An 18,348-nucleotide genomic window follows, 5' to 3' on the forward strand; every position below is an offset into this window, starting at 1 on the left:
CGAGGGTAAAATTTATGTGAATAAAATTAGCTTAACTGCGCGACCTAGCCAAACTCATAGAGTATGTATTTATTCCTGCGAACAAACCCTCAAGCGCACCGATTTAGAATTTAAATTTCTTAAACTCTATCTTTTCATCGAAAACCGACATCGTGCGCCGTAGCTCGTTTATATCAACGTTTAGCACGGCTAAGAAATACTCCCGTAGCTGCACGTATTCATCTTTGTTTGCCATCAAAATATTCATTATATCGACGTTGGCGTTTTCTTTATATAGCACGAGCTGATCGTGAATGCCGAAAAATCTAAGGCTGCCATTATGTAGATGCATAAATATCTTAGAGCCGTAAAGCAGGGTAAGTACCATAGTAAAAATACAAACTATATTTCTAATATTAACACTCACGCTTTCGTCGTCTCCGCCAAACTTAAGCGCGAGTAAAACCCAAACGGCGATAACGATCTTAAGGACTAACGGCATTTGCTGCCTCCAATTCCATCTGCAATCGAAGCTAACCGCCATCGCACCGATCTTTTGTAGCTCAAAAAATTTCACAATTTCGCCCTTTTTATAATACGCGACGGCGGAGCTTGTCATCACGAAATATGCTTCGCCCTCGCGCCTAGCCGCCTCTATGAGCGGCAAGGGCACTAGGATAAACATTTGCAATACACCTAGCTCTGGCGGACCCACCACGATGACGGCAAAAAACAAAAATATTAAAAATGCACAGCACATCGCGGGGAATTGATATTTAACGTAATCGCGATAGAGATGATCCGTGATGATTAATGGAGCTCTGTCATAATCTATGATTATGGTTTGATCCTTGCTCGAAAGGCTCGCATCTTTGTAGGTATATGTTTCTGCACTATCATCTACAAGCTCCGAGCCATCTAGTTTTAAATCCGGTTTTAAATTTAGATCGCAAGCATCAGGCTTGTCGCTATCTGTCTGCGATCTGCGAGGCGCCTTTGCATGACTTCCGCGTAAGGCTTCTCTTAGCTCATCTAAATTATCGCTCAAATCGTCTCCTTAAATTTTACCCGAAATTTTGCCACTCTTTTTTAGCCCGTTCCGCAAACAAACGCTGCAAAAAAGCGTCCGCGACGAATAAAATTTCGCTCGAATTTTAAAAGCTCCGTCTAGCCGAAGTTTACGGGATCCATATCGATCTCGACGGGCAGATGCTCAAGCGCGCGCGCGGCGTTGATCAGCGGCACGTGCGAGCTGGCGCGCAGCAGAATTTCAAAACGAAATTTCGACGCGATATAGGTGATACACGCCTTACCGTAGCCAATGATCTCAAAGCTCTCGCTCGCTTTCTCTTTCAAATACTGCGCGGAATTTCCGGCAAGATTTTCGGCCGATAAATTTATAAAATTTTGCGCGATCTCGTTTCTTTCAGGCTTTAAATTTACGCTGTCCACATCCCCGTCCATGTAGCGAGCTGAAATTTGCGCATTATTTTTCAAATTTGAAGCGTTTTTTTGGCGGTTTAAATTTACATCGTCCCCGCACAGATCCGAGCTTTGAAATTTAAAATTTGATATTTGCTTGCCGCTCTGCTGCGCAGAATTTTGTAAATTTAAAGCGCTTAAATTTGCTTGCCTCGCGTCCAGCCCGTCATGCGATGCAAACGCGCTATCTCCCGCCTGTTTGCGGCGCAAAAGCTCAAGCGCGACATTCATTATCTCGCTCGCTGCTTTTTCATTTTTATGCGAGATCAGCACGCGCAAAAGCCGCATATACGGCGGATAGAGCCCCTCTCGAAACTCCGCCTCGTCGCGCAAAAAATCATCGTAGTTTTCGATATAATCCCTAAAAAAGCTGCTCTGGCGCGTCTGTATGACGACCCTGCCCTGCCCTGAGCGACCCGCGCGGCCAGCCACCTGCATCGCAAGCGCTAACGTCTTTTCACGCGCCCTGAAATCGGGATAGCTCAAATGCTCGTCAATCCCCATTATCACCGCAAGATCGACGCCATGGTAATCGTGCCCCTTGCTAAGCATCTGCGTGCCTACCAAAATGTCGATTTTATGGGCGTTAAAGTTATTTAGCAGCGCCTCGAGCTTGCGCTGCGTGGTGATCTCGTCGCGATCAAATTTTGCGATGCGGGCGCTTGGGAAACGCGCCGCAAGCTGTGCCGCGAGCTCGCCCGTACCGATCTTGCGCGCCTGCATCACCTCGCCGCCGCAATTTTCGCAAGACGCCCTGTAAAACGTGCTAAAGCCGCAGTAATGGCACTTTAGCGCTGCAGCGTCCGCGTGATAGCTCATCCCGACGGCGCAAAACGGACAGCGCACGATCTGCCCGCAGTTTTCGCAGACCATATATTTGTAGTTCGCGCGCGTCGGCAAAAACACGACCGCCTGCTTGCCGGCTTCGAGGCTACGCCCGATCTCGGTTAAAATTTTGGGGCTCAGCCCCGTCTCGCTCTCATCGAAAATGAAACGCTTGGCACTGCTAAAATAGGTACCGCGCAGACGGAAGTGCGGCTGCTTCGCATAGGTGCTAAGCGCGGGCGTCGCGGAGCCCAAAACCACGCGAATGCCAAGCTTCTTGCCGACGAAAATCGCGGCATCACGGGCATTTAAGCGCGGTGCGGCGGCGGATTTGTAGCTGTCGTCGTGCTCCTCATCCACGACGATGAGGCCTAGATCGCTAAAGGGCAAAAATAGCGCTGAGCGGGCGCCCGCGATAAGCCTGATCTCACCTGCGTTAAATTTCGCTAAAATTTCACGCTTTTTTTTGGGCGAAATTTTGGAGTGCCAGACGCCGAGCCGCTCGCCGAAATAGCTCTGTAGCCGCTTCGTCATCTGCGGCGTTAGCGAAATCTCAGGCATCAAAAACAGCGCCTGCTTGCCTGCAGCGAGCGCCTGCGCGATCAGCGCGATATAAATTTCACTCTTACCGCTGCCCGTATCGCCGAAAATCAGCGACGCCCCATTAGCTTCGGCAAATTTACGCGCTTGCTCCTGCGCGGGGGTGAGGCTTGGAATTTTACCTATTTGAAGCGGGGATAGCGGCGAGGTGGGAGTTTGCACGATCTCGGGATTTTGAATTGAGATGGAATTTTGCGCTGAAGTAGAATTTTGAATCAAAATGGAATTCTCTCTCTCGGTAAAATCCTGCTCTTGGATCGAATTTTGCGCGATAGCTAAATTTTGTTTGTGCGCAGGATCAGGAACGGCAGCAAAATTTATGGCGGTCTTCATGGCGGCAGAATTTTGAATCAATGCGAAATTTTGAATTGAGGCGGAATTTAGTTCATTGACAAAGTCCCGCTCTTGGATAGAATTCTGCGCGGCGGTAGAATTTAACGCCAAATTTTGCGAGGTAGAATTTGGAGCCTGCTTCAAATTTTGCTTTTGCGTGGAATTCGGCGCAGTGGCGGAATTTATGACGGTAACAGAATTTTCTGCGGTAGTAGAATTTTTCGTCAATTCAGAATTTTGGATTGAGGCGAAATTGTGTGTGGCACTAAAATCATCGTCGAGCACAGAATTTTGTGCGGTGATGGAATTCTGCTCGGAAATAAAATTTTGTTCGCGGGTAGAAGTTTGCTTGCAAGCGGAGGTTGGCTTACTAACGGAAATTTGCTCGCAAGCGCAATTCCGCTCGGTCGTAGGATCCTCCTGCGAATTCCGCAAATCCTGCGCCGTATCGCTCGCAGGCTCGAAAATCCCAAATGCAACGCCCTTTTCGCAGACATAGTAGTACGCGATAAAATTGGCAAGTGCGATCTGAAACGGGCTAAATTTAAGCTGCGAAATCTCTAAAATTCCCTTAGTTTTGAAGCTCGGCTTTGCAACCTCGCGCAGGATCACGGCGGATTTGACGCTCGATTTTATGGGAACGGATACGATTTGATAAGTTGGGATTTTAAAATTTGAACTATAAGTAAGCGGCTTTAGGCTGGCGCCCAAAACCGCAACTTCATAATAGAGCATTTAGCTATTGAGCTAAGGATTGACAAAGAGGCTCTTGATGATTGCAGTCGAACGAACCTACATTAGCCCTTGAGCCTGCAGGTCTAGAATCAGCAGTCGGATAGTAATTAAAAGTAGTTGATTGACCGGCAACGGTAGCTGTATATGTGGATGTAGCATTAGCATTACCATTTGTAACTAAGCTCCAGCCGTTTCTGCCACCAGCTCTCATAGGATAGATGGGCTGCTGCAAAACACCTTCAAAAAGCGTACCGGCCACATCAGGGTTAGCTTCTAGACCAGGCCACGTAGTCACACCTCTCATCATGTTCTCGCTTCTAACTAGCGAAAGTCCGCTTCTAATAGCAGCGATATCCCCACGCATCTTAGCGATCGTAGCATCATCGCGCGTAGCGGCTAATCTAGGCACCGCGATGCCCGCCAAAATACCTAAAACGACGATGACGAAAACAAGCTCTATCATCGTAAAAGCTTTTAAATTTTTCATGTTAAATCCTTTGATTTAAAGTGAGATGATTATAGCCAAATTTAAATAAAATTAATTTTAGTTAAAGAAAAAATCCTGCATTTTAAATGGAATTTTGTGAAATTTCATTAAATTCTGCGATTTTTTGTCCGAATTTTACGGACGTATCAGTCGGGGTTTCAAATTTCAAAAACTCGCTTTGCGCTACGAGTACGATCGTTGAGCCCAGCTCGAAATTTCCCAAATGATCGCCCTTTTTGAAGTTTAAATTTTCATATTCGTAAAGCGCCTCAGCTCTACTTGCGCATGCATTCGTTTGTATTCGCGCATCGAAATCAAATCTCATCTTGCCGACGTTTAAAGCACCCACGAAAACCATCCACAAAATCCCGCGGCTAGGCATTTTGCACTTCAAAATTACGCGCTCGTTTTTGGCGTAGAGGTTTGGAATCTTAAGTAAAAATTTCTTCGCCACGCTGTAGAGATCAGCGGGTATGTAAAGCGCCTGCAGCACGCTTAGATCGCACGGCGCGTGATAATGATGATAATCGCGCGGACTTAGATAGATGTTTGCGTAGCTTAAATTTACGCCCTTTGTATTTTCGCCGCCTTGGGCGTCCTCTGCGCTCGTTTCGCGGTTCGCACCGCTTTTATCGCTATAAATTTCAGCTCGCACGCCGCTCGCGACATAAGTTGCGCCGTTTTCGCCGCTTATGATTTTCACTTGCGCGGCGCCCGCCCCGTCATCTAAATTTTTAACCGCTCCGCCGCTTTCGCTTGCCGTAAACGTGCGCCCCAGCAGCTCGCTAAGGCTGTATTCGCAGCCTTTTACGCTAAAAGCTCGCATATCGGCGCAGCATCCGCTCTCAAAGATCACGCCGTCGCTAGGGCTTATGAAGGCTCGCTCGTCCGTCGCTATCTCGCGCGGACACAGCAAGCGGCGGGTAAAAAGCGCGTTTAGGCTCACGTAGCTTTGCGGCGGATCAAATTCGCTCATATCGATTTTAAAAAATTCTACATATTTGCGGTTGATAAAATTTTGTATAAATTTGGGGAATTTTACCGCGGCGATAACCCCAAAAATCCTCGAAATAAAACTTCTCATCTATGCCTTTCTAAGCTTAAGCAGCGCGATCTCTGCATCGGCAAAGACCCTTATCGGCGGGCCCCAAAACCCTACGCCGCTGCTTACGTAAATTTGCTTCAGCCCGTCGTTATACAGCCCGTAAAGATACTTCTGGCTAAGCAGCACCAAAAGCGTCCACGGAAAAATTTGCCCCGCGTGCGTGTGCCCGCAGATACACAGATCGACCTCGTCGCGCACGAAGTCCACGACGTATTTGGGCTGATGCGCGAGTAAAATTTTTGGTTTATCGGGGTTTGCCTGCGCTAGCGCAGCGTTTAGATCGGGCTGCATGTATCCGAAGCGAAAGCCGCTAAGATCGTGCACGCCCATTAAATTTAGCCCCTCAAATTCCACGCTTTCGTTTTGCAGCACGCGCACGCCCGCTTTTTGCATCGCCGCGATAAGTCCGCTTGCGTCGCCGCGGTAATACTCGTGGTTGCCCGTGACGAAAAAGATAGGTTTTTTAATCGCCTCAAGGGGCTGCAAAATATCCCCGAGTTCATCCGAGCGTAGATCAAACATATCGCCCACGATCAGCAGCGCGTCATAATTTAGCGAGTTTATCTGCGCTACGACGCCTTGCAAAAATTCCTTTTTCAAAAACTCACCCAGATGCACGTCCGAGATGACGGCAAAACTTGGCTCGCGAGCTAAGTTTTTGATTTTTATTTCGCGCTCGGTGATTTTTGGAATTTTTAGTGCATTATAAAGCCCCTTAAAAATATAGCTAAACGCCATTATTACAAAGGTTACGTCTATAAAGGTTTTTAAAAATTTCCGCCTGTTTTCGCTAAATTTAACCACATGCGCGGCTGCGCTTAGCACATCGTAAGCAAGGCAGATAAAAAAGAGCGAAAAGGACGCCGCCATGCAAAATACACATAGTTTATAGAGTAGCTCGTTTTTAAAGCTTCCATTAAGCCCAAAACCCACAAAAAATATCGCATCTAAAATCGCTAAAGCTACGCAAAGCAAAATCAGGGCAGGGCGAAACGTAGCGAAGCCTTTATATGGCGTAAAGCGCGCGCTGATCGATCTGTAGACGTAAAGATTAAAAAACAGAAATAAAACGGTGCCGACGATCGGAAAAATATAGGCGCTTTTCAAACTCTAGCCTTGGATATACTCATCCAGCTTATCTTTATCAAAGCCCGTGATTTCTTGCTTATCGTCCAAAATTAGCGCACCGCTCTTTTTAAATTTAGTGATCGTGCGCGAGAATGTCTCGGGGGTGACATTTAGAATTTTAGCTATTCTGGTGTATTTCGTGCTCATGAAAATATCAAAATTCTCGCTGATAAACTTAGCGATCTTGCCGTCGCAGTTAAGCACGACTTGATTATCAAAGACCGCATTTAGCGCACGGATCTTCTCAGACATCGATTTTAAAAGCTCCAGGCAAATCTTTGGATCGCTCATAAACTCGTTTTTAAATTTTTCATAATCGATCTTTAGCACCTCGCCGTTTGTCGAAAACACGCCGCTTGCAGGATAGCTCGTCTCTTCGAAATTTACCATCTCCGCCACGAGCGAGATGGGGCGGATCTCGCGCATATGGATCTCACGCCCCTTTGCGGAGGTTTTATAGATTTTTAAAATCCCTTTTAGCAGGATTAATAGATACTGCGAGCGCTCGCCCTCGAAAAACAAAATTTCGCCCTTTTTGTAGCTTTTATGGATGCTAATCTGCTCCAAACGATTGATTTGCGCTGTGCTTAGAGCTTTAAAATAAGGAATTCTCTCAAGCATCGCCGCGACCTATTTTTTAAGCAGGTCTCTTATCTCGGTAAGAAGTTTAATCTCTTCGCTAGGCTCGGCAGGTGCGGCAGGCTCTGGCGCAGGCTCGGCAGGCTTTTTAAGCTTATTGATCGCCTTGATCGCGCAGAATATACAAAACGCGATGATTATAAAATCGACCGTTACTTGGATAAACGAGCCGTAGTTTATCGTAACGGCCGGGGTCTGCCCCACCGCTTCTTTTAGCACGATCTTAAGATCGGTAAAATTCATGCCTCCCGTAAGAAGTCCTAAAACCGGCATCATGATGTCGCTTACGAGCGAGGTTACGATCTTGCCGAAAGCCCCGCCGATGACGACGCCCACCGCCATATCGATGACGTTGCCTTTCATTGCAAATTCTTTGAATTCCTGAATGAAACTCATATTGTCTCCTTAAATAAAATGCGCCGATATTAGCCTATTTTTGCTTTGTTTTTGCTTTTTATCAGGAAGTAAAAAGTATAATCCCAGCTTAAATTTAAACCCAAAGGACCTAAATTGTATCGCTTCGCTCCGTCGCCCACCGGCGATATGCATATCGGAAATTTACGCGCGGCTATTTTTAACTATATCTGCTCGCTGCAGGATAAAAGCGGCTTTATTTTACGCATCGAGGATACCGACACTGCGCGCAATATCGAAGGCAAAGATCAAGAGATCATCGAAATTTTAAAGCGCTTCGGCATTGAATGGCAGAGCCTGTATTATCAAAGCAAAAATTTAAAATTTCATCAGCAGTTTGCTGCCAAGCTGCTCGCCGAGAAAAAGGCGTTTTGCTGTTTTTGTAGCGAGGAGGAGCTTGAGGCGAAAAAGCAAGCCGCCAAAGACGCGGGAGAGGCGTATCGCTACGACGGGCACTGCGAGCATTTAAGCGACGAAGAAGTTCTAAGCAGCGAGAAGCCCTTTACTATTCGCCTTAAAAAGCCTGATCACGCGCTGGAATTTACCGACGCGATCAAAGGTCGTATCACATTTGAGCCGCAGAATATCGACAGCTTCGTCATTATGCGCGCGGACAAGACGCCAACTTATAACTTCGCCTGCGCCTGCGACGATATGATGCAGGGCGTAAGCTTCGTAATCCGCGGCGAAGATCACGTATCAAACACCCCGAAGCAAAACTGGATCCGCCAAAGCCTCGGCTACGAGGGCGAGATCAAATACGCGCACCTGCCGATCATATTAAATTCCGAAGGCAAAAAGATGAGCAAGCGCGAGGATAGCTCCTCGGTAAAATGGCTGCTTCAAAGCGGCTACCTACCCGAGGCGATCGCGAACTATCTGATCCTGCTGGGCAACAAAACGCCGCGCGAGGTCTTTAGTATGGATGAGGCGGTGGAGTTTTTCGACATCGCTAAAATTTCAAAAAGCCCGGCGAAATTTGACGAGGACAAACTCGCCTTTATAAACCGCGAGCATATCAAAAGAGCGAGCGAGCAGCGCCTAGCGGAGCTTTTTGAGCTTGAGCCGAAATTTGCGCCTTTGATAAAATTTTACACTCAAGAAGCGAGCCTTATCCCGCAAATTAAAGAAAAGATCGCAGCGATCTACGGCGCGAAAGATATCCCACAGGAGTGGGCGACGCAGGCGCAGGCGCTACGAGAGGCGATCTTAAATTTATTAAGCTCAAACGGCGCAAGCGCGGAATTTAATGATTTCAAAGCGGCGCTTTCGCAGGCTACAAATTTAAAAGGCAAGAGCCTGTTTATGCCGCTTAGGTTTTTACTGGCCGGCGCGCCGCACGGGCCGGAGCTTAGCGAGCTGTATCCGCTGATCTGCGCCGATTTAAAGGAGATACTCGATGCTACTAAATAGCGTATTTTACGGCATTTTAGTGAGTATTCACTACGTGATTCAAGCTTATATGATGCTAATTTTCGTCGCCTGCGTTTTGAGTTTCATCCGCCCAAATCCGTTCGGTAAATTTTATAAAATCGTCCGCGCGATCTCTGCGCTTACGGAGCCTGCGTTTGCATTGGTGCGCCGCTATCTGCCTACGACTTTCGGCGGATTTGATCTTTCGCCGCTTCTTATCCTACTCGTGCTTAACTTCTTTGATAGCGCGATAATCTATATCATCAATAGGACGGTCATTTGAAAATATTTCTGAAATTTAGCCTTGTTTTAGGACTGCTGTGCGCCGTAAGTAGCGGTAAAATTTTAAGCTACGAGGAGATCAAAAACGAGCCAAAATCCCTAGCCAAGGACTATTACATCTATCGCCTAATAGATGAGACGAAATACAACAAAGCGGAGATTAAAATTTTAAAACAAAGTATCTTTCGCTACAAAGGCAAACTAAAAGAGAAGCTAGATAGAATTTTCGGCGCCATTCGCCCTCCTAAGCGTCCGGATCGCTGCGCAGGAGTAACGGCGGCGAATATTTTAGATGCAAATTTAACCTGCAAAAAGGCGCGCTCCTATCCAAATTTCATCGCCAAGCTAAGCCCGTCGGTACGCGAGACGCTCGCTTCGCAGCTACAAAGCTACCAAGACGCGGCAAGTAGAAACGCCGTAAATTTACTGCGCGGATTTAACGACGAAAATCCGAGCGAGTATTTTATGCAGAGCCGCAACGCGCAAAACTACTTTTTATATTACGACTACTTAAAAGGTGCGGGCAAAGACGCTCTAATCGACATCGACGCCGACGCAGCCTTCGTAAGCGAACTGGCTTCGCAAAAAGGCTTCAAAGCGGTTCTCAACGACGCGCTAATCAACCGCAAATACCCGCACTTGCGCCGCTCGCTCACGGGCGTCGATCCGCTAACCGCGGAGAAGGACGTAGCGTTTATGCTGGGCGTAAATGCCGTAATGCAGGGCGATGAAGGGGCTGCGCTTGCATTTTTTAGCCGCGCAGCAGCGAGCTTTGAGAAGCCTCACGACGTGCACAATGCGAAATTTTGGATCTACCTGCTAAATGGAGATCAAAACGTCTTGCACCAGCTTGCTAGCAGCGATTATTACAGCCTCTACGCGCTTTATGCTAAGGAGGTCTTAGGGGATAGGAATTTAAACATCATCATCCCAAACCCTGCTAAAAATTCCATCGAAGGCTACGATATCACCGATCCTTTCGCTTGGGTTCGCACGAAAAATAGCGCCGATAGAATGTCTCGCGAGCAGCTTTTAGAATTTGCAAAAAAATTCGACACCAAGCAAAGCATCGGCGAGTACTCATACATCATGAATAAAGCAAGCGGCGGCAAGGACAACTTCTATCCGACGCCGTTTATGGAATACATCGGTGACGGTGACAATCGCCGCAAGGCGCTAATTTTGGCACTCGCACGCCAAGAAAGCCGCTTCGTGCCCGCATCGGTATCTACGTCGTATGCACTTGGAATGATGCAATTTATGCCGTTTTTGGCTAACGAGATCGGCAAAAAGCAACTCAAAATCGACGGCTTCGATCAAGACGATATGTTCCGCCCGGAAGTCGCTTACCGCTTCGCCAACATCCATATCGACTGGCTGGAGCGCAAAATTTATAGCCCGGTTTTCATCGCATACGCTTACAACGGCGGGCTCGGGCTCGTCAAAAAGATGCTTCAGCGCGGCGATATGTTTAATAAGGGCAAATTTGAGCCGTGGCTTAGTATGGAGCTCGTGCCGTATGCCGAGAGCAGGGACTACGGTAAAAAGGTACTCGCAAACTTCATCATCTACTCGCAGATCCTAGATCCGCGCGCGAAAGTCTCGGTGCAGCAGGAGCTGCAAGATCTGCTGGTACCGAGCAGAAGCGACAGCTTCCGCTAAGCCGGCGGCGGGCTTGAAGGATGATTTTAAGAGGCGGCGAGCGAGGAATTTTAAAAACCGCCGCCTCAAAAGCGCAAAATTTGCCCGCCAAGAGCCTAGACGGGCAGATCAAAACGGCGAAATTCTATCACTTAATGCCCAATAAGGGCTCTTTCCCGCCCTGCATGAAAGGCGGCGCGCCATGCAAATTATCGCGACCGTAGTTCTTGTAGTAGCCGCCGTTTTGTGCGTATCGTCATTGAAAGACGAAAAGAAGCGCTCCGCAAATTTAGCGGCTTGCCTGTTTTTTATGGCGTTTGCGTATTGCGTGCAATTCGGCGTGTGGGACGATAGCTACGTCCGAGCGGGCGGCGCGGCGCTGATATTGTTTTTTATATTCGCGCTTGCTTTTTTCGAGCTTTATTTCTGGGGCGACGAGCTCTAAAATCTAAAATTTATTGAAATTTTATCGCGGCGTTTTGCGAGCGATTAAATTAGCGCCCAAGCGTAGAATTTTAAGTGGCATGAAATCAAAATCGAGCGTTTTCGGCCATGGAATTAAACAGATAAACCATCCGTAGCTTACCCGCCGCAAAGGCTGCGGCAGGTTTAAATTTAGCTGTTTTTACGGCCTGCTTGCGGCAATTTAAAATTTCGTAACTTCGGATATTCAGGTCGCCGTTTAAATTTCGGCAAGTTTTAAATTTTAAATTTACGCTTGCCTCCCCTGCGCCGTTTTAGTTAAATTTAACGGCGCGGGGCCTGTAAGCGCGAGATGATTGAATCGTGATTTAATCGTGCGACTCCGCAAGCCCTTTTAAAATTTAGCGATCAAATTGCTATTTAAAAAGCCCTTTGATCTTGCCGAAAAGTGACTTCTCACCGCCTGCGGAGGTTTCGTCTTCATGATCTTCTGTGGCGGAATTCTCACTGCCGCCTTCTATCGTATCGCCGCTGCACGGAATGGAATTCTCGCCGTTTGCCTTCATTGCGCCGCCATCCGCTTCCATTGCACTGTCGCCGCCCGTCGCATTGGCGTCGCGCGAGGCAAAATTATCTCTGACCATCCTAACGCCTCCGCCTGTATTGCTACGCTCTATCGCCTCGCCGATCTGCTGTGCGGCGATTTCCGCGTAGATCAGCGCGCCCTGCGTATCACAATTAAAAAGATTTGAAAACGACTCGGACCTATTAAGATCAATCGGATTGGGCTCAACCACTTCGGTAGCCTCAAGTAGTCCCACTTCAAGCTCGCGCGCCAAATTTAGCGCCTTTAAAAACACGGGCAAATTCTGCGCATAAAACTCATCTACGGCGGATTTAACCTCGCCGCCCGCCTCATAATCGCGCAATAAATTTTGCACGCCAGCGGCGTTTAGATACGCGCCGCAGCAATAGTTTTCGACGATCTCGTTGTGAATTTCGCCGCTAAATTCCGCTAAAAATTCCGCCGGCAAAACCTCGCGCCAATCGCTTGTGTAGGGTTTAAATTTAGAGCTTTGCGCCGCCAAAAAGCTAAACGCCGTGCCGCGCGTGTAAAAATACTCTCTAAAATAGCCCTGCGCCACGGCGAGGTGAAATCCGTGCGTTTTATTAAAAATCCTCTGCGTGCCGTACTGCAGCGCCGAGCGGAAGCCGTCCGCGTATTTTTCTGCGTAAAATTCATCTATCCCCGCTTCGCGCGCTATTTTAGCGATAGCCTCAAAATCGCCCTTTTGCGCGAGCTTTAGCGGCTCAAAATACCACTGCGAAATTTCATCTTTGCCGATCGCGTGATAGCTTATGTCGTAACCCACCCTCTCTCCTTTTAATCTTTCAGATCGATCTGCGGCTGCCAATACAGCGACTTTGAAACTTTACGAAATTTCATCGTGGCGCCCAGACCATTTGAGGTGCGGTAGCTAAGCACCAGCTCGTCCTTATCGCTCTTAGGCGCGGTGATCTTGTAGCGGCTCGCCCACGCGATCTTAAAAAGCTCCTTTTGTAAAAGCGGATCGCCATCGCTCAGCGGCACTACGTTTGCGTTTGCGCCGTTGATCTGTACCGCGCGGATCTGAATCTCTTTAGGATAGGAGGTGAGTAAAAACACCTCGTCCTCCGCGGTATTTCTAAGCTCGGGCGCGACGGGATTCAGATAGGTCGCCACTCCCAAATATCGATCGCCCGCGCGCACCGATTCAAATTTTTGCGTATAAGCAAGAAACTCGTTTTTAAGCGGATCGTGACGGGGATCGTTTGCGGAGCAGGAGTTTAAAAATAGCGCTAGTGCGGCTAGGAGCAAGCCCTTTAGCAGGCCGTTTAGCGCGCCGCTAAAATCAAATTTATTCATCGATCTTTCCTTTGAAATTTTAGGCGCATTCTAACGAATTTTGCTTTTTAAAAGGCTAAATTCGCTACAATCTGCTCATCTTAAAAAGCCGGATTCTAAAAATGAAAAGACTTGCTATCGCATTTTCAGGCCCTTCCAACAGCGGCAAAACGACGCTAATTTGCAAGATCGCTAAAATTTTTATCGCTAGCGGGCTACGGACTGCGATCGTAAAGCACGATCCGGGCGATAAGGCGCGCTTTGACGTAGAGGGCAAGGACAGCGCCAAATTTAGCGAGCTCGGCGCCGAGACCGTCGTGATGAGCCCGACGCGGACGAGCTATTTTTCACAGCGCTGTATGCAGATTGACGAAGTCGTGCGGATGCTCGGAGACTTCGATATCCTGCTCGTAGAGGGGTTAAAGACGCTGCCGCTGCCGCGCATAAGCCTGTTTCGCGACAGGATCGATGAGGCGTATCTACCATTTTCGGACGCGATCGCTTCAAATTTAAGCGGCGAGCAGATGGATAAGTTTTGCCGCGTAAATTTCGACATCGACGACGCTGCGGGCATTAGCGAATGGATCTTAAAAAACGCCAAAAAAATGTAAAGGAATAAAATGCAAGAGATCGTAAAATCAATCCAAAATATCGCGCTACAAATCGCCGAGGAGCTGAAATACGCGGACTTCGGCTACACCGATCATCACAACAGCACGGGCGATACGCAGCTCAAACTCGACGTAAAAAGCGACGCCATAATCGAGGCGGAATTTCGCAAAAATCCGCTCGTACGCGCCCTAATCAGCGAGGAAAAAGAGGAAGCGTTAGAGCTTCGAAAGGATGCGCGCCTAATCGTCGCTTACGATCCACTCGACGGCTCGAGCTTGGTGGACGTAAATTTTGCCGTGGGCTCGATTTTCGGCATCTACGAGGATGAAATTTCGCCCGCAAACTTAAAAGCGGCGATCTATTGCATCTACGGACCGCGCCTTGAGATGGTCGTTTGCGAGGACGAGCCGAAGCTTTATCGCCTAAATCGCGAGGGTAAATTTAGCTTTGTAAAAGATCTGCGCCTACAGCAAAAAGGCAAACTAAACGCCACGGGTGCGACGCAAAAGGGTTGGAGCGAACCGCACCGAAAGCTCGTGCGGGCGCTGTTTGACGAGGGCTACCGCCTGCGATACAGCGGCGCGATGGTAAGCGACCTGCATCAAATTTTATTAAAAGGCGGCGGACTTTTCAGCTACCCCGCTACCAGCGATCATCCGCACGGCAAGCTTCGCGTAACATTCGAAGTGCTGCCGTTTGCGTTCATCTTCGAGCGCGCCGGAGGCGCCACCAGCGACGGCGCGAATGGCTCGCTTTTGCAGCTTAAAATCGAGAAAATCCACCAAAGCACCCCTTGCTTTTTTGGCTCGAAGTATGAGATCGCGAAGATGCATGAAATTTACGGCGGGAAAAACTGATGGTTGATACCGAAAACACCGCGCCGCGCGACGTTTACGACGAAATTTTGGATAAAAGCTTAGCCGCGCTGCAGGCGTGCCAGGCGGAACACAACCTCACCAGCTGCCTGGAGTGCGAGAAGCTGCTGGATTGCGTGGTGCGCGACAAATACGTCAAGGCGGTTTATGAGAGCATGTCGCACGGCGCGACGGGGGATTTTTCGTTTTAAATTTAGCTATTGCGATCGCGAAATTCTATGAAACCGGCTGCTCAAAGCTCTTGCGGCGCAGGATTTTCACGAAGATGGCTGCGGCGTGGAATTTGCTCTGCGACGCAGATTTAATCCGGCGGCGCGCAGGTTCTTGCTTTGCAGTGTAAAATTTGCTCCGCTGCGAAACAGTAAAATTTACGGCGCGATTTGGCGTCGTGGCGAGATATGCTCTGCGGCGCGTCTATTTTGTGGGCTAGGTTTGCGGCGGCCGATAAAATTTAAATTGCGGGCACGGTTAAATTTCAAATGCGTGGCTAAATTTGAAGCGGGCGATCGGTCAAATTTTAGACGCTGCGGCTGGATTTTAAAATTTACGGATAAAATTTTAAAGCGCGAAATTTCGCTTCGCAAAATTTTATCTGCGATCGTGAGCCGTTTATAAGCGCGGACGCGCGAAATTACGCAAAGTAAAATTTCGGCGGGTTAAATTTTATCGCCGCAATCTTTAAATTTACGCGACTAAAACTTACCGACTTGCGCTAGCCGCCGTTCGTCACCGATCTTTCGCCGGTTTAAATTTTGCCTTGCGAAATTTGGCTCGAAATTTCACAATGCAGGCGAGACGGCGGATTTTGCCTCGCAAAATTTAAGCCGTAAATTTAAAACGCAAATTTAAACCACGATCCGTGCGTTAAAATTTAAAAGCTAAATTTAAAGCTCGGCGAGCATGCGTGCCGTGCGAAGCGCTCGTTAAAATTTCAAAGCCAAAGCGCAGGCAATCGCACGCGTTAAATTTAAATGCTCTGGCGCACGCAATGCTCGGTATCAGAATTTCAGAGCCAGCCAAAGCTCAGTAAGCAAGTGTGTCGCGAGCCGTGCATGCTAAAATTTCAAAGTTGAGATGCATGCGACTACGCGCGTTAAAATTTTAAAGCCAAGGCGCATTACGGCGGCGATTGCGTTAAATTTAAAAATCGATCGGCGATCGCGCGGAATTTTAGGATCGGTCCATTCGCGAAGCTGTGCGTCATCGACCTATTCGTAAAGCCGCGCCCATAGGTTTTTTCGCAATGCCGCGTGCCGAAATTTTATAGCAGATTGGGGAGTACAAGCAGAGGGATGCAACCGTTCGTACAAGGGGTTTTGATGGGGCTGGGCGTTAGCGTGCCGATCGGCCCGGTAAACGTACTGATAATGTCCTACGCGCTGCGAAGCTACACCAAGGCGCTGTGCCTGGGCCTCGGGGCCATGAGCGCGGATATGCTGTATCTAGTGCTATCGGCGTTTGGCATATCGCAGTTAGCTAAAATCCCGATCGTTTTTACCTGCGTATCGGTATTTGGCGCGTGCTTTTTGCTCTACACGGCGTACGCGATCTGGCATGGCGCGACTAGCTCGGCGCAACCTGCAAGCGTCGAGGCTTGCTCAGGCGCGGCGCTTTACGGCAAAGGCTTTTTAATAAATTTACTAAATCCATACGTCATTGTGTTTTGGCTCAGCGTATCTGCCGGCACCGCGCGAGCAGATTTCGCGCTTGCCCTTGCGGGGCTTGCAAGCGGAATCTTAGCTTGGATCACGCTTTTTCCGCTTGCGATATATCTAGCCCGCAGCAAGCTTCCAAACATTGTAGTGCGGGCATTTGCATATATCTCGGCGTTTATTTTGGTATTTTTTGCGCTAAAGCTTTTATACGCTATAATTTTTGCTAAAATTTAAACCAAAGGAAGGCTTATGAAACCGATTGAAATTCTAAAAGAGCTCATCAAATTCCGCTCGCTCACACCTAGCGACGACGGAGCTTTCAACTACGTCTCAATGCTGCTGGCGGACTTTAGCGAGGATAGATTCGAGCTAAACGGCGTAACTAACGCGATTTTTACCAAGTGCTTCGGACAGGGTCCGCATCTGTGCTTTGCCGGGCACATCGACGTCGTGCCGCCGGGCGAGGGCTGGGCGAGCGATCCGTTTAAGCCGGTGGAAGCGGAGGGTTTTTTATACGGGCGCGGCGCGCAGGATATGAAAAGTGGCATCGCAGCGGCGATCTGCGCGCTTGCATCCGCGCAGAGCTTTGACGGCACACTTAGCCTGCTGCTAACCAGCGATGAGGAGGGCGACGGCATCTACGGCACGCGCGAAATGCTTTCTAAATTGCGCGAGCAAGGTGCCCTACCCGACTTCGCAGTCGTTGCGGAGCCTACATGCGAAGTGCGCTTCGGCGATACCATTAAGATCGGCCGTCGCGGCTCGATTAACGGCATCCTCACACTCACGGGTATCGGCGGGCACGCAGCCTACCCAGATAAATGCATCAATCCTGTCCACATTTTAGCGCCGGTGCTAGCAAGCCTCGCGGGGCATGATCTGGACGCTGGCAGCGATGATTTCGCTCCAGCCAAGATAGTCATCACCGACATTCGCGGCGGTTCGCAGGTAGTAAACGTAACACCCAAGGACGTACGCGTGATGTTTAACGTACGCGGCGGCGTAGGGCTGGGGCTAGAAGACGTGCGAGACTATGTACTGGTGTTATTTGAACTGGACGCAAAAGATGCGCTATGCAGCGAAAGCGAATCCTGCGGCAAGCTAGAAATGAGCTGCACCGCGCAGCTGCGAGCAGGCGCGTCGCTACACCTTGCGCTAAAAAGCTCCTCAAAGTCTTTTTTAACTCAACGAAACTCCAAAATCGTGCAAAAACTAAGCGCTAGCGTGCAGAAGATCTGCGGCGCAGCAGCCGAGCTAAACACCGCAGGCGGCACGAGCGACGCGAGATACTTCGCGGAGTTCGGCGTGGAGACGGCGGAGTTTGGCGTGCGAAACGACACTATCCATCAGATCAATGAACGAGTAGAGATTAACGACGTCGAAAATTTAACTAAAATTTTTAGCGATCTGATAGAAAATTTCGGCTAATTTAGGAATTTGGCAAAGTTGCGTAGATTTGATAAAAATTCTTCGTTCTGCCAAGCTTTGCTGAATTTGCCGGGTTTTCGCTCGTAGTTGCTTGGCAAATTTTATCTTTGCCGCGCGTATTGCGTAGAAATTTTGCCCTGCTACGCCGCTTTTGCTAAGAAGAATTTTATCTACAGCACGCTCGCCGCTTTTACAATTACTTTGCTATGCAACGTCGCTTTCGCAAGAAACCCTAGCAAAACGCCACCGCCTCAAAGGCGAGCTTCGCCGACGAACGCTACCGCTGCTAGGAATTTTTTAAAAGAATACTGCTTTTGCGCGAATTTCAGCAAATAGCGCGGTCTTTGCGCAAATTTCCCTCGCTCTCTTCGCGCAAAATTCCATCTTCGCTAGGTGTCTCTAGCAGC

General features: G+C 48.6%; 18 protein-coding genes. 9 read left to right on the forward strand and 9 right to left on the reverse strand.

Translation table 11 applies throughout. From position 1 onward, the window contains the following. Positions 1 to 103: 103 nt before the first annotated feature. The 7 genes from Q0198_RS10175 to mscL all read right to left on the reverse strand — a co-directional run bounded on the left by Q0198_RS10175 (position 104) and on the right by mscL (position 7,709). The gene (locus Q0198_RS10175) at positions 104 to 1,027 is read right to left on the reverse strand and encodes a hypothetical protein (RefSeq protein ID WP_297897742.1); all 924 of its coding nucleotides are present in this window, start codon (positions 1,025 to 1,027) and stop codon (positions 104 to 106) included. 119 nt (positions 1,028 to 1,146) lie between these two features. Next, positions 1,147 to 3,954 carry a primosomal protein N' gene (gene priA, locus Q0198_RS10180; protein ID WP_297897745.1) on the reverse strand — a complete coding sequence of 936 codons (2,808 nt, stop codon included), beginning with the start codon at positions 3,952 to 3,954 and terminating at the stop codon, positions 1,147 to 1,149. A gap of 4 nt (positions 3,955 to 3,958) precedes the next feature. Then, a complete protein-coding gene (locus Q0198_RS10185) occupies positions 3,959 to 4,441 on the reverse strand; it encodes a prepilin-type N-terminal cleavage/methylation domain-containing protein (protein ID WP_297897748.1) in 483 nt (160 codons plus the stop codon). Positions 4,442 to 4,523: 82 nt separating this feature from the next. Beyond that, positions 4,524 to 5,525, reverse strand: a complete 1,002-nt coding sequence (gene asd / locus Q0198_RS10190) for an archaetidylserine decarboxylase (RefSeq protein WP_297897751.1) — start codon at positions 5,523 to 5,525, stop codon at positions 4,524 to 4,526. Beyond that, the gene (locus tag Q0198_RS10195; protein ID WP_297897753.1) at positions 5,526 to 6,653 is read right to left on the reverse strand and encodes a metallophosphoesterase; all 1,128 of its coding nucleotides are present in this window, start codon (positions 6,651 to 6,653) and stop codon (positions 5,526 to 5,528) included. A gap of 3 nt (positions 6,654 to 6,656) precedes the next feature. Beyond that, on the reverse strand, positions 6,657 to 7,295 hold the full coding sequence (locus Q0198_RS10200) for a Crp/Fnr family transcriptional regulator (protein ID WP_297897755.1): 639 nt from the start codon (positions 7,293 to 7,295) through the stop codon (positions 6,657 to 6,659). Between the two features lie 9 nt (positions 7,296 to 7,304). Beyond that, on the reverse strand, positions 7,305 to 7,709 hold the full coding sequence (gene mscL / locus Q0198_RS10205) for a large-conductance mechanosensitive channel protein MscL (RefSeq protein ID WP_297897758.1): 405 nt from the start codon (positions 7,707 to 7,709) through the stop codon (positions 7,305 to 7,307). Positions 7,710 to 7,823: 114 nt separating this feature from the next. Between mscL and gltX the strand changes: the two genes are divergently transcribed. The 4 genes from gltX (at position 7,824) to Q0198_RS10225 (ending at position 11,508) form a co-directional block, all read left to right on the forward strand. After that, complete coding sequence (gene gltX / locus Q0198_RS10210; protein ID WP_297897761.1) at positions 7,824 to 9,140, forward strand: glutamate--tRNA ligase; 1,317 nt, start codon at positions 7,824 to 7,826, stop codon at positions 9,138 to 9,140. After that, positions 9,127 to 9,423, forward strand: a complete 297-nt coding sequence (locus Q0198_RS10215) for a YggT family protein (protein ID WP_297883309.1) — start codon at positions 9,127 to 9,129, stop codon at positions 9,421 to 9,423. The genes gltX and Q0198_RS10215 overlap by 14 nt, the downstream gene beginning before the upstream one ends. Further along, positions 9,420 to 11,084 carry a lytic transglycosylase domain-containing protein gene (locus tag Q0198_RS10220; protein ID WP_297897764.1) on the forward strand — a complete coding sequence of 555 codons (1,665 nt, stop codon included), beginning with the start codon at positions 9,420 to 9,422 and terminating at the stop codon, positions 11,082 to 11,084. Before Q0198_RS10215 ends, Q0198_RS10220 begins: the two co-directional genes overlap by 4 nt. A 181-nt stretch (positions 11,085 to 11,265) precedes the next feature. Continuing rightward, positions 11,266 to 11,508, forward strand: a complete 243-nt coding sequence (locus Q0198_RS10225; RefSeq protein WP_297897767.1) for a hypothetical protein — start codon at positions 11,266 to 11,268, stop codon at positions 11,506 to 11,508. Positions 11,509 to 11,902: 394 nt separating this feature from the next. Here the strand turns inward: Q0198_RS10225 and Q0198_RS10230 are convergent, their stop codons facing one another. Continuing rightward, positions 11,903 to 12,859 carry a hypothetical protein gene (locus tag Q0198_RS10230; protein WP_297897770.1) on the reverse strand — a complete coding sequence of 319 codons (957 nt, stop codon included), beginning with the start codon at positions 12,857 to 12,859 and terminating at the stop codon, positions 11,903 to 11,905. Positions 12,860 to 12,870: 11 nt separating this feature from the next. Further along, on the reverse strand, positions 12,871 to 13,392 hold the full coding sequence (locus tag Q0198_RS10235; RefSeq protein ID WP_297897774.1) for a hypothetical protein: 522 nt from the start codon (positions 13,390 to 13,392) through the stop codon (positions 12,871 to 12,873). A gap of 101 nt (positions 13,393 to 13,493) precedes the next feature. Between Q0198_RS10235 and mobB the strand changes: the two genes are divergently transcribed. The 5 genes from mobB to dapE all read left to right on the forward strand — a co-directional run bounded on the left by mobB (position 13,494) and on the right by dapE (position 17,941). Then, on the forward strand, positions 13,494 to 13,982 hold the full coding sequence (mobB, locus tag Q0198_RS10240; RefSeq protein WP_297897777.1) for a molybdopterin-guanine dinucleotide biosynthesis protein B: 489 nt from the start codon (positions 13,494 to 13,496) through the stop codon (positions 13,980 to 13,982). A gap of 9 nt (positions 13,983 to 13,991) precedes the next feature. After that, positions 13,992 to 14,840: a class 1 fructose-bisphosphatase gene (locus Q0198_RS10245; protein ID WP_297897780.1), complete on the forward strand. Its 849-nt coding sequence runs from the start codon at positions 13,992 to 13,994 to the stop codon at positions 14,838 to 14,840. After that, a complete protein-coding gene (locus tag Q0198_RS10250) occupies positions 14,840 to 15,049 on the forward strand; it encodes a hypothetical protein (RefSeq protein WP_297897783.1) in 210 nt (69 codons plus the stop codon). The genes Q0198_RS10245 and Q0198_RS10250 overlap by 1 nt, the downstream gene beginning before the upstream one ends. A 1,101-nt stretch (positions 15,050 to 16,150) precedes the next feature. Continuing rightward, entirely contained in the window at positions 16,151 to 16,747 is a 597-nt protein-coding gene (locus Q0198_RS10255; RefSeq protein ID WP_297897785.1) for a LysE family translocator, read from the forward strand. 15 nt (positions 16,748 to 16,762) lie between these two features. Continuing rightward, entirely contained in the window at positions 16,763 to 17,941 is a 1,179-nt protein-coding gene (gene dapE, locus Q0198_RS10260; RefSeq protein WP_297897787.1) for a succinyl-diaminopimelate desuccinylase, read from the forward strand. The last annotated feature ends 407 nt before the right edge of the window (positions 17,942 to 18,348 follow it).

This window comes from uncultured Campylobacter sp., from assembly GCF_938045205.1.
GTDB lineage: Bacteria > Campylobacterota > Campylobacteria > Campylobacterales > Campylobacteraceae > Campylobacter_B.

Bases quoted from the DNA above. Each gene is read 5' to 3' on its own strand.
- dapE (WP_297897787.1), top strand. From the start codon at position 16,763: ATGAAACCGATTGAAATTCTAAAAGAGCTCATCAAATTCCGCTCGCTC.
- Q0198_RS10215 (WP_297883309.1), top strand. From the start codon at position 9,127: ATGCTACTAAATAGCGTATTTTACGGCATTTTAGTGAGTATTCACTAC.
- Q0198_RS10235 (WP_297897774.1), bottom strand. From the start codon at position 13,392: ATGAATAAATTTGATTTTAGCGGCGCGCTAAACGGCCTGCTAAAGGGC.
- Q0198_RS10245 (WP_297897780.1), top strand. From the start codon at position 13,992: ATGCAAGAGATCGTAAAATCAATCCAAAATATCGCGCTACAAATCGCC.
- Q0198_RS10200 (WP_297897755.1), bottom strand. From the start codon at position 7,295: ATGCTTGAGAGAATTCCTTATTTTAAAGCTCTAAGCACAGCGCAAATC.
- mobB (WP_297897777.1), top strand. From the start codon at position 13,494: ATGAAAAGACTTGCTATCGCATTTTCAGGCCCTTCCAACAGCGGCAAA.
- Q0198_RS10225 (WP_297897767.1), top strand. From the start codon at position 11,266: ATGCAAATTATCGCGACCGTAGTTCTTGTAGTAGCCGCCGTTTTGTGC.
- asd (WP_297897751.1), bottom strand. From the start codon at position 5,525: ATGAGAAGTTTTATTTCGAGGATTTTTGGGGTTATCGCCGCGGTAAAA.
- Q0198_RS10255 (WP_297897785.1), top strand. From the start codon at position 16,151: ATGCAACCGTTCGTACAAGGGGTTTTGATGGGGCTGGGCGTTAGCGTG.
- priA (WP_297897745.1), bottom strand. From the start codon at position 3,954: ATGCTCTATTATGAAGTTGCGGTTTTGGGCGCCAGCCTAAAGCCGCTT.
- Q0198_RS10250 (WP_297897783.1), top strand. From the start codon at position 14,840: ATGGTTGATACCGAAAACACCGCGCCGCGCGACGTTTACGACGAAATT.
- Q0198_RS10185 (WP_297897748.1), bottom strand. From the start codon at position 4,441: ATGAAAAATTTAAAAGCTTTTACGATGATAGAGCTTGTTTTCGTCATC.
- mscL (WP_297897758.1), bottom strand. From the start codon at position 7,709: ATGAGTTTCATTCAGGAATTCAAAGAATTTGCAATGAAAGGCAACGTC.